This is a genomic window from Burkholderia sp. Ac-20384 (genome assembly GCF_017104605.1).
Lineage (GTDB): Bacteria > Pseudomonadota > Gammaproteobacteria > Burkholderiales > Burkholderiaceae > Burkholderia > Burkholderia lata.
Genome location: NZ_JAAGPE010000002.1, coordinates 21555 through 38642, shown reverse-complemented (window position 1 = coordinate 38642; position 17088 = coordinate 21555). Strand labels below are relative to the sequence as shown.

15 protein-coding genes are annotated in these 17088 nt (G+C 65.5%); 8 read left to right on the top strand and 7 right to left on the bottom strand.

The annotated features are described in order from the left end of the window. Window positions 1-85: 85 nt before the first annotated feature. Complete coding sequence (locus tag G3O00_RS00770) at window positions 86-1000, bottom strand: alpha/beta hydrolase (RefSeq protein WP_206141697.1); 915 nt, start codon at window positions 998-1000, stop codon at window positions 86-88. Window positions 1001-1382: 382 nt separating this feature from the next. On the opposite strand from G3O00_RS00770, the gene G3O00_RS00765 reads away from it, so the two are divergent. Next, on the top strand, window positions 1383-2537 hold the full coding sequence (locus tag G3O00_RS00765) for an NADH-dependent flavin oxidoreductase (RefSeq protein ID WP_206141696.1): 1155 nt from the start codon (window positions 1383-1385) through the stop codon (window positions 2535-2537). A gap of 275 nt (window positions 2538-2812) precedes the next feature. Here the strand turns inward: G3O00_RS00765 and G3O00_RS00760 are convergent, their stop codons facing one another. Further along, window positions 2813-3604, bottom strand: a complete 792-nt coding sequence (locus G3O00_RS00760) for an MHYT domain-containing protein (protein ID WP_174929253.1) — start codon at window positions 3602-3604, stop codon at window positions 2813-2815. Between the two features lie 364 nt (window positions 3605-3968). Here G3O00_RS00760 and G3O00_RS00755 point away from each other — a divergent pair, with 364 nt between their 5' ends. Beyond that, window positions 3969-4613 carry a carbonic anhydrase gene (locus G3O00_RS00755; protein WP_041492480.1) on the top strand — a complete coding sequence of 215 codons (645 nt, stop codon included), beginning with the start codon at window positions 3969-3971 and terminating at the stop codon, window positions 4611-4613. 174 nt (window positions 4614-4787) lie between these two features. On the opposite strand, the gene G3O00_RS00750 is transcribed toward G3O00_RS00755, so the two are convergent. Together G3O00_RS00750 and G3O00_RS00745 are read right to left on the bottom strand one after the other, a co-directional pair. Then, window positions 4788-4958 carry a hypothetical protein gene (locus G3O00_RS00750; RefSeq protein WP_206141695.1) on the bottom strand — a complete coding sequence of 57 codons (171 nt, stop codon included), beginning with the start codon at window positions 4956-4958 and terminating at the stop codon, window positions 4788-4790. 1 nt (window position 4959) lies between these two features. Further along, window positions 4960-5124 carry an alpha/beta hydrolase gene (locus G3O00_RS00745; protein ID WP_206141694.1) on the bottom strand — a complete coding sequence of 55 codons (165 nt, stop codon included), beginning with the start codon at window positions 5122-5124 and terminating at the stop codon, window positions 4960-4962. Window positions 5125-5391: 267 nt separating this feature from the next. Between G3O00_RS00745 and G3O00_RS00740 the strand changes: the two genes are divergently transcribed. The 4 genes from G3O00_RS00740 (at window position 5392) to G3O00_RS00725 (ending at window position 10600) form a co-directional block, all read left to right on the top strand. Next, window positions 5392-5613 (top strand): hypothetical protein, encoded by a 222-nt coding sequence (locus G3O00_RS00740; RefSeq protein ID WP_174929255.1) that lies wholly within the window; start codon window positions 5392-5394, stop codon window positions 5611-5613. Between the two features lie 14 nt (window positions 5614-5627). After that, complete coding sequence (locus G3O00_RS00735) at window positions 5628-7673, top strand: hydantoinase/oxoprolinase family protein (protein ID WP_206141693.1); 2046 nt, start codon at window positions 5628-5630, stop codon at window positions 7671-7673. Between the two features lie 7 nt (window positions 7674-7680). After that, the gene (locus G3O00_RS00730; protein ID WP_206141692.1) at window positions 7681-9651 is read left to right on the top strand and encodes a hydantoinase B/oxoprolinase family protein; all 1971 of its coding nucleotides are present in this window, start codon (window positions 7681-7683) and stop codon (window positions 9649-9651) included. Window positions 9652-9796: 145 nt separating this feature from the next. Beyond that, complete coding sequence (locus G3O00_RS00725) at window positions 9797-10600, top strand: helix-turn-helix transcriptional regulator (RefSeq protein WP_206141691.1); 804 nt, start codon at window positions 9797-9799, stop codon at window positions 10598-10600. A 168-nt stretch (window positions 10601-10768) separates the two neighbouring features. On the opposite strand, the gene G3O00_RS00720 is transcribed toward G3O00_RS00725, so the two are convergent. Then, a complete protein-coding gene (locus G3O00_RS00720) occupies window positions 10769-11950 on the bottom strand; it encodes a porin (RefSeq protein WP_206141690.1) in 1182 nt (393 codons plus the stop codon). A 443-nt stretch (window positions 11951-12393) separates the two neighbouring features. Continuing rightward, window positions 12394-12765: a hypothetical protein gene (locus G3O00_RS00715; RefSeq protein WP_241024872.1), complete on the bottom strand. Its 372-nt coding sequence runs from the start codon at window positions 12763-12765 to the stop codon at window positions 12394-12396. Window positions 12766-13164: 399 nt separating this feature from the next. Between G3O00_RS00715 and G3O00_RS00710 the strand changes: the two genes are divergently transcribed. Together G3O00_RS00710 and G3O00_RS00705 are read left to right on the top strand one after the other, a co-directional pair. After that, window positions 13165-14010 (top strand): enoyl-CoA hydratase/isomerase family protein, encoded by an 846-nt coding sequence (locus tag G3O00_RS00710; protein ID WP_206141689.1) that lies wholly within the window; start codon window positions 13165-13167, stop codon window positions 14008-14010. Further along, window positions 14007-15299 (top strand): acetyl-CoA hydrolase/transferase family protein, encoded by a 1293-nt coding sequence (locus G3O00_RS00705; RefSeq protein WP_206141688.1) that lies wholly within the window; start codon window positions 14007-14009, stop codon window positions 15297-15299. Before G3O00_RS00710 ends, G3O00_RS00705 begins: the two co-directional genes overlap by 4 nt. Before the next feature lie 313 nt (window positions 15300-15612). Here G3O00_RS00705 and G3O00_RS00700 read toward each other — a convergent pair whose 3' ends face one another. Beyond that, on the bottom strand, window positions 15613-17073 hold the full coding sequence (locus G3O00_RS00700; RefSeq protein WP_011349965.1) for an aldehyde dehydrogenase: 1461 nt from the start codon (window positions 17071-17073) through the stop codon (window positions 15613-15615). Window positions 17074-17088: the final 15 nt, after the last annotated feature.

Genomic DNA, 17088 nt, shown 5'->3' with positions numbered 1-17088 from the left:
CCGGCTTGCCCGGGGGAGGCAAGCCGGCCGTCGTTCACGATGCACGATCCGGCCGCCGTGGCGCGGTGCCGTGCGGAGGCGCGCGTTACAGCTTGCCGTTGAAGAATGGCGCGAGCACGGACACGGCTTCGTCGACGTACTGCGGCACGTCGTACAGCGACATGTGGTTCGCGCCTTCGACCACGTGCAGGTGCTTGTCGGCGCTGGCCGCGCGGGCGAGCAGGTCGTCGCTCATCCACTTGCTGCCCGCGACGCTGCCGGCCACGATCTGCAGCGGCTGCGTGAGGAACGCTTCAGCCTTGTGGTACGCGTCGTACGTGATGATCTGGTTGAGGCTGCGGGCGGTCATGAAACCGGGTGCGTTCGGATGCGCGCAGCGCGGCGTATGGTAGTACTCCCATGCTTCTTCCAGTTCCTTGTTCGGCGCGTCTTCCTTGCGCATCGGCGCGAGCGGCAGCGTGGCGAGCTGCGCGCCGGACGCATCGCCGGTGCGTGCCTGCGAACCGGCCGCGACGTATGGAATTGCTTCGGCATCCTTGACGGTGTTTTCCCAGCCGTTGCGGAACATCGAGCCGATGTTCACGGCGCTGACGGTGCCGAGCGCCTTGATGCGCCGGTCGTTGATGGCCGCGTTCGCCGCATAGCCGCCACCTGCGCAGATGCCCATCGCGCCGATCCGCTCGGCGTCGACATACGGCAGCGTGGTCAGGTAGTCGATCACGGCACTGACGTCTTCGGTACGGACGTAAGGGTTCTCGAGTTGGCGCGGCTCGCCGGTGCTTTCGCCCTGGTACGACGCGTCGAACGCGATCGCGACGAGGCCGTGCTCGGCCAGCTTCTTCGCGTACAGGCCGGCAGCCTGCTCCTTCACGCCGCCGCCCGGGTGAGCGACGACCACGGCCGGGTAGTGCTTGCCTTGATCGAAACCTTCCGGGAAGTGGATGACGGCGGCAATCGTGATGCCCTGGCCGTTCAGGTTCTTGAAGCTGACTGTTTGCATGATCGATGACTCCGGTGGTGGGTGGCGGAAGTGAAGCGGTATGAAGCCATCATAGGCAGGAAATTGATCCGGATATATCGTCTAAAGGAGACTTCAGTGTTAAGCCAGACTTTACAGAACGATGCGATACGCGAAAGCGGTGCAGCGCTGCATGACGCGTTGATTGTTAAGTCGCGCATACAACTGTTGTCAGTTTTGTGCGCTTGAGTAATGCAAATCGGGACCTACGATACGAGGGTTCGCGAAAGAACCGGTGCGTGGCGGCAACCCGCCGCCTGCCGGAAGCGACCGCGATGCAATGGCGGCCTCTCGCTGCGCCTTTCATATCCGTGCCGTCCCGCGAACGCGATGCGTCGCGTTGCGACGGCCCCGAGGAATCCCCATGACCCAGCAATTTGCTTCGTTGTTTCAGCCGTTCACGTTCCCGAACGGCATCACGCTGCGCAACCGCGTGCTGATGGCGCCGATGACCACATGGTCGTCCAATCCGGACGGCACGGTGTCCGACCAGGAGCTCGCGTATTACCGTCGTCGCGTGAACGGCGTCGGCGCGGTGCTGACCGGCTGCACGCACGTGACGGAAAACGGTATCGGTTTCACCGACGAATTCGCCGCGCACGACGATCGCTACACGCCGAGCCTGCGCGCGCTGGCGCAGGCCGCGAAGAGCGGCGGGGCGCCGGCGATCCTGCAGATCTTCCACGCCGGGAACAAGGCCGTGCCGGCGCTCGTGCCGGGCGGCGAGCTCGTCAGCGCAAGCGCGATGAAGGCGCCGCCGGGGCCGTTCAACAACGGCGAGCTCGAAAGCCGCGCGCTGACGCACGACGAGATCGGCGAGATGATTCGCGCGTTTGGCGAAACCACGCGACGCGCGATCGAAGCGGGCTTCGACGGTATCGAGCTGCACGGCGCGCACGGTTTCCTGATCCAGAATTTCTTCTCGCCGCTGTTCAATCGGCGCGCCGATGCATGGGGCGGCTCGCTCGAGAACCGGATGCGCTTTCCGCTTGCGCTGGTCGCCGAAATCCGGCGCGTGATCGCACAGCATGCGGATCGTCCGTTCCTGCTCGGCTACCGGATCTCGCCGGAGGAGCCCGATGCGGGCGGGCTGCGCGTCGACGATGCGCTGACGCTGATCGACCGGCTGATCGTCGCGGGCATCGACTACATCCACGTGTCGCTGACCGATCTGCTCGACGCGAAGCCACTCGACGCGACCGACGAGCGCCGCACGATCGAGCGTGTGGTGGCGGCCGTGCAGCAGCGCGTGCCGGTGATTGCGGCCGGCCAGATCCGGACGCCCGCGCAGGCGGAGGCTGCGCTCGCGCTCGGCCTGTCGGTGGTGGCGGTCGGGAAGGGGCTCGTGATGAATCCCGCGTGGGTCGAGCAGGCGATGCGCGGGGAGGCTGCTGCGATTCGCACGCAGCTGCATCCGGTTGACGTGCCGCAACTGGTCATTCCAGACAAGCTGTGGGGGGTTATCGATGCGATGAAGGGCTGGTTCCCGGTGCATCGCGACGAGCCGACGGCCGCTTGAGCGCAGTGTGCTGCCGCCGCCGGTCGATTTCGGCGGCGACCGGCTGGCCCCATCCCGCGTGCCGATCGCGGGCGGTCCGACAACGCACGATTACTTCGCTTCGCCCGACCCGAACCGTGGGCCGTCGATCACATGCAGCATCGCGTCGGGCGCCGACTGTCGCGTCATGCGCGCCCGCAGACACCGGCTGCCGACTCGGGAGCCGCTGCCGTCGCCCGCCGGATGCAGCTTGAACACAACGCTTCACGATTTCGGATGAAATCGATCATGCGCTGTCAGCGAGTGGGATTCCGTCGATCGAGATGGCTGCTCAAGGTCGCCTGAACTCGCACTCGCGCCTGGGTATTGGTTCTGGCATCCAGAAGCATGATCGCCGTGGCGATCGCGAAAATCACCAGGCTGAACGTCACGACGATACCGGCCAACCACGGTGCGGGGAGATTGTAGAAGGTCGCTGTCGCGTAGCTGCCTTTCTCGAAACTTGCCGCTGCCATGCCGCAATAATGCATCCCGCACACCGCAACGCCCATGACGATTGCCGAACCGATCTGGCGTGTTCTGCCGAATGTGCTCGGCCGGCGCAGATCGAAGGCAAGCAACAAGGCGGCGCCACTTGCCAGGATCGCGATGATGACGGACAGCACGACCAACCACGGCTGGTATCGAATCCCGGAGCAGATGCTCATTGCCTGCATGCCGAGATAGTGCATGCCGGCGACGCCCAGTCCCATGACGATTGCGCTGACAATGAGCAGCGGCCAGTGCAGATTGAAGCGGGAAAGCGGTACAAAGCCGACCGCCGATGCAGCAATCGCAATGAACAAGGACGCGACTGTCGCAGGAATATCGTATTCAACGGCGACAGGCAGGTGAAATGCCAGCATGGCGACGAAATGCATCGACCAAATACCGAGCCCCATGATGCAACCACCTAACGCGATCCAAGGCCAGATCGAACGATTCCCGATGAGATTCAGTCGATCGGAGACATTGAGTGCCGTGAATGATGCGAGGATCGAAAGCAAGCAGGAAATGACGACAAGCGTAGGGTCGTATGTGCCGGACATGATCGTTCTTCTCGGTTATATGTTTTTTGGTCGTTTTGACGGCGCGATTCCTGTGCGAGCACGCCATCCCCTCGTGTGTTTCGCAAATATACCGAAACCGGGCATCTAATCAAGGGTGCCGCCGCCAACTTGGGCTGGTGCGTCGATACTATGGACGTCCCCGTCTCGCGCCGTGTTTTCGGTCGCGAGCAGACGGGGTCGGATGGGCGGTGCGTGCAAGAGGGCGCGATGAGGTGGTCCGGCTGGCCGACGTCCGCGCCAACCTGATCGCGACGCCGCGATCTGCGATAATGGCGCCCGCCTTGGCGGACGGCAGCGTACGATCGCGTTGCCGCCCGCCGCGAATTCGTATCAGGAGAATCCCGTGCGCGACATCATCGACGGTTTCCTGCGCTTTCAGCGCGAGGTCTATCCGCAACGTGTCGAGCTGTTCAAGCAGCTCGCGACCACCCAAAATCCCAAGGCGCTGTTCGTGACGTGCTCGGACAGCCGCGTGGTGCCGGAACTGCTGACGCAGCGTGAGCCGGGCGAACTGTTCGTGATTCGCAACGCGGGCAATATCGTTCCGTCGTACGGACCGGAACCGGGGGGCGTGTCCGCCACGGTCGAATATGCGGTCGCCGTGCTCGGCGTGCGGGACATCGTCATTTGCGGACACTCGGATTGCGGCGCGATGGGCGCGATCTCGCGGTGCACGTGCCTGGACCATATGCCGGCCGTTGCGAACTGGTTGCGCCATTCCGATGCCGCGAAAGCCATCAATGCCGCGCATCAGTTCGACTCCCCGCGGGCCAAGCTCGACGGCCTGGTGCGCGAGAACGTGATCGCGCAGCTCGCCAACCTGCGCACGCATCCGTCGGTCGCCCTCGCGCTCGAGCAAGGACGAATGAATCTGCACGGTTGGGTCTACGACATCGAGATGGGGCGCATCGACGCCCTCGACGGCGCGACGCGCCATTTTGTCCCGTTGAGCGAGTCGCCGGCCACGGTGGCGGTCAAGTCGTACTGAGCGCCGGGACCTCGTTACGGCCGGGACGTTGAGTCCCCATTCGATACGCACGGCGTCCGAATGGGGCAGCGACACGCGGATGCCGTCGCCGGTCAGTTCCTGCCGCAAGCCGTTGCAGAAGCCGCGAACCACGACCTTGCCGGTCAGGTCTCGCAGTTTCATCGTCGGATGCCCTTACATGAAGTAAGGCTTGTCGCCGTCGAAGTCCGGCTTGTTCATCCCCAGGCTCTCGCCGACATGCAGGCCGGGCGATGCGATGACCTTGAGAATCAGGTCGGCCACGCTCTTGCGGGACACCACGGTGCCCTTGAACGGTTCGCTCCGGGCCGTGAGTTCATAGTCCACTTCATCTTCGTCCGTCAGCCAGGCCCTTGCAGCTTCCGATCGGGTGCGTGCTGACGATGGCCGGGTATTGCTTGCCCGCGTCGAAGCCCGGCGGCAAGTAGAGGTCGGCTGCCGTGTCCCAGCCCAGGTTCGGGTAGTTCACGCTCTTGATGTTGCTCGTGCTCATGTGTGGCTCCAATCGTATGGGGGCACGGATTGACTTCAACGTGCGCAGGAAAAACGGTGCGAGGACGCAGACGGCTTCGCCCACTTACTTCGGTACGTCGTGCGCGTTGATCCGGTTCAAATGGTAGGAACAGCGCCGGCCGGCTACTACACATGTAAGCGTGGCTTGACAATCGATCGCGCGCATCGCTTGTCCCCCCGGAAGGTGATGGTGGCCGGCAGGCCGCGTTCCTATCATCGGTCCCGTTGCTCACCCGACGAGGACCCCATGACATCAACAAGCGTGACGAGCCAGGCGCTGATCCTGGAACGCGAAGCGGTGGACGGCATCTGCCCCGCGTGCTCATCGAAGGCGCTGGCGCGCTATCCCGTGCATTCGGAAGGCGGCTGGTTCGACGTCGTCAAGTGCCAGGCCTGCCTGCATTCCGTTTCGCGCGCGCCCGCGTCCCGGCTCGGCCCGGCACTGCGCCTGTTGTCGGACACCCTGTAAGAGAGAACCACGAGATGATCGCTATCGACGTAGGCGGTACCTTTACCGACGTGGTTTCGCTGCGCGACGGACGCATCGAGACCGCGAAGATTTCGACGGACTATGATGACGTCACGAAACCCATTCTGGCCGGTGCGCGGGCATTGAACGTCGCCGATGCGAAAGCGTTCAACCATGCGAGCACGCACGGGCTGAATGCCGTGATCACGCGCCGGTTGCCAAAGATCGGATTCCTGACCACGGAAGGCCATCGCGACATTCTCGACATGGGGCGTGTCTGGCGCCCCGCATCGGCGATTCTTGACCCGCGCTGGCGTCGCAGTTTCGGCGACGCCACACGGCCGCTGGTGCCGCGCTATCTGCGCCGCGGCATCCGCGAGCGGATGCTCGCCGACGGCACCGTGCTGTTCCCGCTCGACGAAGCACAGGCGCGCGAGGAACTCGAGGTCCTCAAACGCTGCGGTGTCACCGGCGTGTCGATCTGTCTGCTCAATTCGTATCTGAATCCCGCTCATGAGTTGCGTCTCAAGGCGCTTGTGCATGAAGTGCTGGGCGATGTCGCGTGTTCGATATCGAGCGAGGTGTCGCCGCTAGCGCGCGAGTATCCGCGTGCGTCGACGACGGTGATCGACACCTTCATGAAGATCATTTACGCCGACTACGCCGGGCGGCTCGAGAGCGGGCTGAAGGCGGCCGGCTTCACCGGCGAACTCAACTTCGCCGATTGTGCGGCGACGCTCGTGCCGGTCCGGCGCGCGATGGAGCAGCCATATCGCATCGTGTTCTCCGGCCCGTCCGCCGGTGCGATCGGCAGTGCGCATTTCGGCGCGATGATCGGCGAGCCGAACCTGCTGTGTGCCGACGTCGGCGGCACTTCGCTCGACATCAGCGTGGTCACGGGCGGCGCACCGTTCGTCAACACGTCATTCGAACTCGAGCACGACATGGTCGTGAACTCGCTCGCGATCGACGTGACGGCGATCGGTGCGGGCGGCGGCAGCATCGTCGCGATCGGGCCGGCCGGCGAAATCCAGGTCGGGCCGGCCAGCGCGGGCTCGACGCCGGGGCCGGCCTGCTACGGCCGAGGCGGCACGCAGCCGACCACTACCGATACTTTCCTGATGATCGGCGTGATCGACGAGCACGGGTTCGCGAACGGCGCGATCCGGCTCGACCGCACGCTGTCGCGGCAGGCATTCGACGCGCTCGACTCGAATTTCACGCTGGCCCAGCGCGTGCGCTATGCGTACGAGATCGCGATTCACAACATCGCCGAAGGGCTGCTCAACGTGGCGATCAAGAACGGCATCGATCCGCGGGACTACAGCCTGATGGCATACGGTGCGGCGGGGCCGATGCTGCTGCCGGGCGTGCTCGACACGCTCAAGTGCAAGCAGGTGATCGTGCCGCCGAATCCCGGCCTGTTCTCGGCGCTCGGTCTGCTGTCGGCCGACCAGGTGTTCAGCGCGAGCCGCAGCCTCTACGCGATGCTGTCGGCGGATCTCGCGCCGCGCATCAACGCGCTCTACGCGAGCATGGAAGCGCAACTGCGCGAAGGGCTCGACGCCGATGCGAAGGTCGCGTTCGAGCGCAGCTTCGACGCACGGCTTGCCGGCCAGAGCTGGGAGACGCCGTTCGTGCCTGCACCGGACGGCACGATCGATGCCGCCGCGATCGATACGATGATCGCCGCGTTCCATCGGAGCTACGAAAAGCGCTCGGGCAACCGCTTCGACGCGTTCCCGGTGCAGGGCGTGACGTTCCGCGTGCGCGCGGTGCTGGAGACGCCCAAAGTCGCGTACCCGGAACTGCCGGCGCGCGGCGACGAGCCGCTGCTGCCGGTCGCGCACGTGACGCTGCGCTACCTCGGTGACCTGTCCGACGCGAGCGGGGAGGGGCGCCAGGAGGCGGCCGTCTACCGGCGCGACGCGCTGCGGCGAGGCGACGTGATTCACGGGCCGGCCGTCGTCAACGAAGGGCTGTCGACCACGCACGTCGGCGCGCGCCAGACCGCGACGGTGGGCCGCTTTGGCGAAATGCTGATCCGCAACGAGGAATGACCGCACCATGAATCTCATGACCGATATCGCCGCCGCGCCGCGCGGTTCCGACACGGCCGAGCGCATCCGCGCGCTGTCCGACGCGCAGTTCTTCGAGCGTTACGCGTGCGAACGCTTCACGGCGTCCGTGCTGATCAACCGGCTGCGCTACGCGGTCGAACACATGTCGACCGGTTTCATGCGCGAAGCGTTTTCGCCGATCATCCGCGACTGGTATGACTTCGCGTGCACCATCAGCGGGCCGCCGGAGATGGACTATCCGATGCCCGTCGTCAGCAACAGCCTGATCGTGTTCCTGGGCACGATGGGCGACGCCGTGCGCAACGCGGTGCAGGAATACGGGCCGGAGAACCTCGAGCCCGGCGATATCCTGATCTGCAACGATCCGTACCGCGTCGGCACGCACGTCAACGACGTCTGCTTCATCCGCCCGGTATTCGTCGACGGCCGGCTCGTGTCGTTCGTCAACATGCGCGCGCACCAGCTCGACATCGGCGGCGTCGTGCCGGGCGGCTTCTCGGCGACCAAGCGCAACGTCTACGAGAACGGGCTGGTGATCCCGCCGATGCTGCTGTGGTCGAAGGGCAAGCCGGTGCGCTCGACGTTCAGCCTGATCTTCGACAACTCGCGTTTCGGCGGCCTGCTGCTGCCGGACTTCTACAGCATCGCCCATCAGCTCGAGCTCGGCGAGCGTCTGGTGCGCGAAAACATCGAGCGCTACGGCCTCGATGCCTATTTCGGCAGCCTGGCCTACGCGTGCGACGTGTCGGCCGAACGCATGCGCGGCGCGATCGAACGGATTCCGGACGGCGACTACCACGGCGATGCGCTGATCGATGCGGACGGCGTCGACGACACCGTCGACTATCGCGTCAACATTACGCTGCGCAAGCGCGGCCACCGGATCGAAGCGGACCTGTCGGGCACGTCGGCGCAGGCGCGCTCGTCGATCAACTGCGGCATCCTCGATGCAAAGACCGCGCTCGGCGTGGCGCTGACCCTGCTGCTGGATCCCGACGCGCCGTTCACCTCCGGCACCTGGCGCGACATCGACCTGGCTGCGCCGGCCGGCACGCTCCTGACCTCGCTGCCGCCCGACGGCGCCATCATGATGTTCTGGGAAAGCAGCGGCGCACTGGTCGCGGCGATCCTCAAGGCACTCAACCCGGTGCTCGGTGAGAACGCGGTGGCGGGCGACTACGGGTCGACCAGCACGCACAACGCGTATGGCGTGACCGGGGCCGGCACGCCGTGGGCCAACGTCTGCCAGTGCGGCGGCGAACACGGCCCGTGGGGCGCGACGAAGGAAGCCGACGGCGATAGCTACACCGTGCTGCTGACGCTCAACAACCTCGACCCGGCGACCGAGTCCATCGAGGCCGATTCGCCGGTGGTGCTGCTGCGCAAGGAGCATGCGATCGACGGCGGCGGCGCGGGCACGCACCGCGGCGGCGCCGCGCATCTGAAGGACACGCTGTGGCTGACGGCCGCCAGTCACCACAGTTCGCCGTTTCGCACGCGCGAGCCGAGCGGCGTCGGGGCGAACGGCGGCGACGCGGGGCCATGCGGCGGCGTCTGGTTCTTTCCGCCCGCGGCGGGTGCGGACGGCCGTCCGGATGCGCTGCTCGGCACCGGCCCGGAGGTCTATGCGGCCAGCACGCCGGTCGCGGGCGTGCTGAACCCGCAAAGCAAGGTGCTTGATCCGGGCGAGGGGCGCTACCACTACTACGCGAGCCGGCCGGTCTGGCAGACCGCACCGGGTGCGATATCGCGTTACATCACGAATGGCGGCGGCGGCTGGGGCGATGCGTTCAGCCGCGATCCGGCGAGGGTGCTGGCCGACGTGCGCGACGAGTATGTCAGCATCGCAGGGGCGGCGCGCGACTATGGCGTGATCGTGGTGGGCGATCCACGGCGCGACCCGGAGGGGTTGCGGATCGACGAGGCCGGAACAAGACGCTTGCGCGCGGCGCGCTGACCGGGTTCGCACGGCACCTGTTCTACAGGAAAACACCAGCTATGAAAGGTTCGCCCGTCTACCTAACATTTGATCGGTTGCGCGTCCGGCTCCGGCGTATCGTCCGGACGGATCGCAACCTCGGTGGATCAACCTTGTCGGGTAGATGGAGGCGACCTTGTCCGGTGCTGCAATCGGAGCGAATAACCCGCTGGACAACCTGATCGGCACGATCGGGAGCGCGACGTTTGGCGAGTGCTTCGGCGCCTCCTTGCGGGCGCTGTGCGGCGCCGAGCTCGCGTTCATTTTTCGTCTGGTCGATTCGCGTCCGGTCGAGTTCGTGTCGATCGGGTGCGACGGTTCCAATCGCGTCGAGTACGTGCGCAATACGTACCTCGGCGGCAAGTGGTGGCAGTTCGACGACGAGATCAACGAACTCGCGGCGGGCGAGGGCGGTGCGAGTCGGTTTCTCAAGACCGACTTCAAGCTGTCGGCGCCGCCGCGCCTGCGCCAGACGCTGTATGGACAACTCAACATTCGCGACCGGGTGCTGATGTGCAGCCGAGTCGACGGCAATCCGCTGGTGCTCAGCGTGACACGGTCGGAGCAATACGGCCCGTTCGAGACGCGTCATGTCGATGCGCTGGCCGAACGCGCGGCGACGATGCTGTCGATCGTCGCCAGACATTGCGACCTGGCGATGCGCGCACGCCGTTTGCCGGACCTGTTGACCGACCTGGCCGGGATCGAACGGCAGATCGCGCTGGCGGGCGAGCGCTTGACCGCTCGGGAGTCCGAGGTCTGCGCGCGCTATCTGTACGGTTTGCCGACTTCGGGCATTGCCGCGGATCTCGGCATCGGCACCGAGACCGTCGTCACGTATCGGAAACGTCTATATGAACGGCTGGCGATTGGCAGCCACCGAGAACTGCTGCTCTGGTATCTGGATCTCTGCAGCCAGTTGCACTGAAGTCGGCGAGGGCCGGCCTCCAGTGCCGTGCAGGGAGTACCGATCCGTCCGACTCGCTCCAAACGCATCGCGCCGCAAGCCTCCATGCACCCACCGGATCATGTTGCTCCGGCGGGTGCGCAGCGCCTTGCGGCGCTTCCGGATCCCGATCGACGCGATCGCGGCGTATCAGAACCGGTGTCGAATGGCGACGCGCAGCGCCGTCTGGTGATTGGACGTCGACGGCGTCAACTGGTTGATCGATGCAACTGCGATACGGCCGGTCGAATCCGTCCCGCTGGCGCGCTGATACGTGCCGACGAAATACACGTCGGTCCGCTTCGACAGGAAGTAGTCGGCACCGAACGATGCCTGGTTGTAGTGCGCGCCGTTCTGGCCATCGGCACCGCTGTTCTTCGTGTAGACATACGCGGCGCCGACGAGGAAGGCCGGCGTGATCTGATACTTCACGTTCAGCTCGGCGTTGTTGAATTTCGCCGTGCCGGCGATGCCGCCTGCCGGTACCGGGCCCGTCGTGGTGTCGCCGAGGCCGCGGAACTGCGTGTTCGAATAGGTCGCGCCCACGGTGAACGCACCGATCGTGTACGCGGCGCCCGTGCCGATGACCTGCAGCGTATGCGCCGATGCATAGCCCGAAATCACCGGCGATGCACCGAAGTTCGAGCCGGGCACGTCATTGACGGTCGCGGCGACGGTGCCGCCCGAACCGTAGAACGACGTATTCGGATTCCGGACATTGAGGTAGCCGGCGGCCAGCGCGAGCGGACCGTTCGTGTAGCTGGCGCCGGCCGACCAGATCTGGTTGCGGCCGGTGCGCCCCGGCACGCCGCCCAGCGAGTAGAGGGCGGTCGCGGTCAAGCCGTGAAAGACCGGGCTGGTGTACTTGATCGCGTTGTTGACGCGGTTGGTGTTGTTGAAGTTGTCGTTGTCGGACGGATGGGCAGCGAGGTAGCCGCCCCATTGATCGCCCGCCTCGAACAGGCCGAGGGAATCGACGACGGAATCGTACTGGCGCCCGAGCGTCATCGTGCCGTAAGGGCTGGACAGGCCGACATAGACTTGCCGCCCGAACCCGAGCCCACCCTGGCCGAGTTTGCCGGTATTGACGTCGAAGCCGTTTTCCATCACGGCGACCACACCATAGCCCGCGCCGAGGTCTTCCTTGATGCGCAGCCCCCAGCGGCTGCCGTTCAGCACACCGCTCGCCATCGCGTACTGGTGGTTGCCCGATGCGTTGCTGACGTAGTTGATCCCTTCGTCAAGAATGCCGTAGAGCTGCACGGTGCTTTGCGCATGCGCTGTCCCACTGACGAACCCGGCTGCTGCGCAAAGCGCAATCGTCTTTCTCATTGAACGTCTCCAAAGTTTCTTCTGAATTCATGTTGTATGGCGCCGCGATTTTTCATCTGACATTTGATCAGTACAGCATATCAATGGAATCGGATCGAAGACCAGGTGAAACGCTCGTCCTGGTCAATTCAACCGAATCCGGAACCGCATGTCATCGCAGCGTTGATCGATTAGATTCGGGGCGAATGTCACCGGTCAACCGCTTGGGCCGAGAGATTCCGTGCATTGAAAACGACGGCGTCGCGGGCCCGGCAATCAGCGTGGAGACCCTTAAGGGTAAAGCCGCATCAGGGCAGGGCGATGGGAGAAGTGCGCAGCACGGCGGCTGGCTGAGACATGCGCATCGGCGCATTCGCGGTCGGCCCTTTCATTGTTGTTCATGGGCCTGTCGCGCGTGAAGCAATGCTGATTCGTGTTGCGTCCGGCAGGCAGATCGCAACCGATTACTGGATACGCTTGCGCTTTCGGGTAGCGCCTGCGTGTTCGATGTCGTCGGCTTCGACGTTGGCCTTCGCGATGCGCATCGCCTGATCGAACTGCGCGCCGGTTGCGACATGACGGTGATCGACACTGATCAACCAGCCGCGACCGCTGTGGCACCAGCGGATCCGACGATCGTCCAGCAACTCGGCAAACCATCGCCACAGCGCCGCGTCTTCCGCGTTGGCGCTGTCGCGCGCGGCCTCGCGTGCGACCCGCATGTTCGGTGCGCAGTTTTCCGTGCGCCGCTTCTGCGCGGTGTCCGTCCTGCAATCGGCCACGCCGGCCTTGACGTTCGCGTCTGCGAGACGTTCGGTCGCGAGCGATACCTTCATTCTGCGTCTCCTTTCCATTCGACCACTCACCGCCAGCCACGCGAAAAAAACCGGGGCACTCGGGGAGAACCCACAGTGTCGGTTCGACGGACGTGGCGTCAAGACTGCTTGCCCGACGATTCCGTACTTCGGAACGTGCGAGAAGCCAGTGGAACGCGTCGCGCGTGCCGGATCGCGATGCGTCGACGCGCACGTGGCACGCAGCCGTTCCGACGTACGGAACAACGCCCGCGCGTGGATTGACGCGTTCAGCGGCGGCGCACACGATGGACATCGACACCGATCGGGTTTCGCGATGCCGTCGGCTGCGTTCAAGGAGGTCCCCGGACGCTGGCCAACCGAGGCGTCCGGAACGATCGCCACGCCGCCCGGCGAGCCCAACATGGAAAGGGAAGCATCATGTCCGAAAGCAGTCAGCACGCGTCCGACTACGCGTCGTATTCAAGCCTGGCGTTCGACCGCCCCGCGAAAGGCGTCTTGCGCATCACGCTCAACCGGCCGGATCGGCTCAATGCGCTCGATGCGCGCGGCCATGACGAACTCGCGCGCGTATGGCGGGAAGTCGACGAGGATCCGAGCGTCTCCGCCGTGATCCTGTGTGGCGCGGGCAAGGCGTTTTCCGCCGGCGGCGACTTCGACATGGTCGAGGAAATGATCGACTCGTTCGATGCACGCGTGCGCGTGTGGCGCGAATCGAAGGATCTCGTCTACAACATCATCAATTGCTCGAAGCCGATCGTGTCGGCGATCCACGGCTCAGCCGTCGGCGCTGGCCTAGTGGCGGCGCTGCTCGCGGACATTTCGGTGGCCGGCCGGAGCGCGCGCCTGGTCGATGGCCACACGCGGCTCGGCGTCGCCGCCGGCGATCATGCGGCGATCATCTGGCCGCTGCTGTGCGGGATGGCGAAGGCGAAGTATCACCTGATGCTGTGCGAGCCCGTGAACGGCGAGAAGGCCGAACAGATCGGCCTCGTCTCCGTCGCGGTGGATGACGCGGACGTGCAGGAAACCGCACTGTCGATCGCCGTGCGGCTCGCGAACGGCGCGCCGTCGGCGACACGCTGGACCAAGTACGCGCTCAACAACTGGCTGCGCCAGGCCGGGCCGACGTTCGACGCGTCGCTCGCACTGGAGATGTTCGGTTTCGGCGGGGCCGAAGTGCGCGAAGGCGTGAAATCGTTCCGCGAGAAGCGCGCGCCCGAGTTTCCCGTGACTACGCCGGTGTCGCCGGCTCGATCTGCATGAACGACATCGCACAGGAGATTCCGGGCCGCGCGAGCGCTGCCGTCGCGTCCGGCGGCAGCGTGGATCTTGCCGCGATCATTCGTCCCGGCGATACGGTGATGTGGGGCCAGTCGCACGCCGAACCCGTGACGCTGATGCGCGCACTCGTTGCGCAGCGCGAGCGCCTGAAGCGGATCCGCATCTTCCTCGGGATCGGTCTCTCCGACGTGCTCGCGCCCGAGCACGCCGATGCGTTCGACTTCCTCGCCTACTGCGGCAGCGGATCGAATCGTGCGCTCGCCCGTGCCGGGGTGCTCGACATTCTTCCGGCGCACTATTCGCAACTGCCGGAGCTGATCCGCGACGGCCGGCTGCGGATCGACGTCGTGATGCTGCAGGTGTCGCCGCCGGACGAACAGGGCCGCTACAGCCTCGGGCTGGCACGCGAATACCTGGTCGAAGCGGTGAAGCATGCGCGCGCGATCGTCGCCGAAGTGCATCCCGACGTGCCATGGACCTACGGCAGCCCGACGCTCGGCGCGGCCGACATCGACCTGCTGGTTGAATCGGACGCATCGTTTCCCGAGGCCGCGGCCACTGCGCCGGGGCCGGTCGAGCGGGCGATCGGACGGCACGTCGCGTCGCTCGTCGAAGATGGCGCGACGTTGCAGACGGGCATCGGTTCGATTCCTGACGCGGTGATGGCGGCCTTGCACGACAAGCGCGATCTCGGCGTGCATACCGGCAGCATCGGGGACGGCGTCGCGGCGTTGTGCGAAGCCGGTGTCGTGACGAATGCACGCAAGACGATCGATGCGGGGATCACCGTCGGTGGCGTGATCATCGGCTCCGAGCGCGTGCGCCGCTTTGCGCACCGCAACCCCGCGCTCGAGCTGCGCGGCACCGAGTACACGCACAATCCGCACGTGCTGCGCCGGATCGACCGCTTCGTCGCGATCAATTCGGCGGTGGAGGTCGACCTGACGGGGCAGATCAACGCCGAGGCGATCGGCGGCACGTATGTCGGCGCGGTGGGCGGCGTGGCGGACTTCCTGCGTGCGGCGCAGGCCAGCCGGGGCGGTGTGCCTGTCGTGGCGTTGCCGTCGACTGCCGGCCGGCACAGCCGCATCGTGCCGCGCGTGACGGGGCCCGTCACGATACCGCGAAGCGATGCATGCGTGATCGTCACCGAGTACGGGATCGCCGATCTGCGCGGGCTGTCGCTCGCGCAGCGCATTCCGAGAATGATCGCGGTTGCCCATCCGGATCATCGCGAGCAGCTGGAACAAGCGCTTCGTGCAGGCGGATAAGCAGGCCGCGTATGTCCGCCGCGCAATCGCGCCGAAGCGGACTGCGAATGCCGGCGTGCATGCGGGGGACATGCTGTCGCGACACGCTGCGCGCTTGCATGCGATGCGCGGCGATGCGGCCACGACGATGCACGCGATTGCCGAACAGGCGTGCCATCGAGGCGGCCGGTATCGACCTTCTCGTACCGCCGAACGAGGCGTGAGTCGACGCAGTTGATCGCAACGCAACGTGAAGCGCCGGCACGACGCCGGCGCTTCTTCGACTCGATTCGACCCGACTCGGCCCGGCGCGAAGCGCCCGGCCGTCAGACCGTCAGGCCATCACGATCGTCTTCGATTCCATGAACGCGGTCAGCCCTTCGACGCCGCCTTCGCGACCGATGCCGGACTGCTTGAAGCCGCCGAACCCGATCGAGAAATCGGTGCGCGGGCCGTTGTGGCCGACCGTGCCCGAGCGGATTTGCCGCGCCACGTGCAACGCGCGAGCACGGTCGTTCGTGAAGACCGCGGCGTTCAGCCCGAACGGCGTATCGTTTGCCATCCGGATCGCGCTCGCTTCGTCGTCGGCGGGAATGACGCTCAGCACCGGCCCGAAGATCTCGTCCTGCGCGATCGTCGAACGGTTGTCCACGTTGCCGAATACCGTCGGCTCGAAGAAGAACCCGCGCGCCAGTCCCGCCGGCCGCTTGCCGCCGGTGGCCAGCGTCGCGCCTTCCGCGATGCCCGTGGCGACGAATCGTTCGACCGTCTCGCGCTGCCGTGCGCTCGCGAGCGGGCCGGACGTCGTCTCCGGTGCGAACGGATCGCCCACCACGATCTGCTTCGCGATGGCCGACAACGCTTCGACCATCGCATCGTGTTTGGCCCGCGGCACGATCACGCGCGTCAGGCTATGGCAGATCTGCCCGGTGTTGTAGCCGAAATAGGACGGGCCGAGCACGTTCGCCGCGGTTTCGATGTCGTAGTCGTCGAGGATGACCGCGGGCGACTTGCCGCCGAGTTCGAGCGTGACGCGGGCGATCCGGTCGCCGGCGATCGACGCGATCCGGCGGCCGGCGCCCGTCGATCCCGTGAACGTGATCTTGTCGACGCCGGGATGGCGCACCAGTTCCTCGGACACGTCGCGATCGGCCGTCACGACATTGACGACACCCGGCGGCAAGCCGATTTCGTCGCAGATCTCGGCGAACAGGTAGGCCGAGCAGGGCGCCTCGGGCGACGACTTGATCACCAGCGTGCAGCCGGCGAGCAGCGCCGGCGCGGTCTTGTACGCCATCAGGCCGGCGGGGCCGTTCCACGGGATGATTTCGCCGACCACGCCGACGGGCTCGTAGACGCGATAGCCGAGATTGCCTGTCACCGATCGCTGTTCCTCGACGAACGGGAACGTCGCGGCCATCGCCGCATACTGGCGAAATGCGCCGCTGATGAACAGGCCGATCCGCGGCTGCGCGACCTTGTAGACGATCCCGGTTTCGATCGTCCAGATGCGGGCAAATTCGTCATTCAACGCTTCCAGCCGTTCCGCGAATTTTTCCAGATAACCCGCGCGTTCCTGTGGCGTCATGCGCGGCCACGGGCCGTTGTCGAACGCGTCGCGTGCTGCGTCGATCGCGCGCTGCATGTCGGCCGACGCGGCTTTCGCCACGGTCGCCACGACTTCTTCCGTCGCGCAATCGAGCACGTCGAACGTGTCCGGGGTGGACGGCGCGACCCACTGCCCGCCGATGTAGAACGCTCGAGGATGCTTGAGTTCAATCGTTCTGTTGGTCATTTCATTCTCCATGGC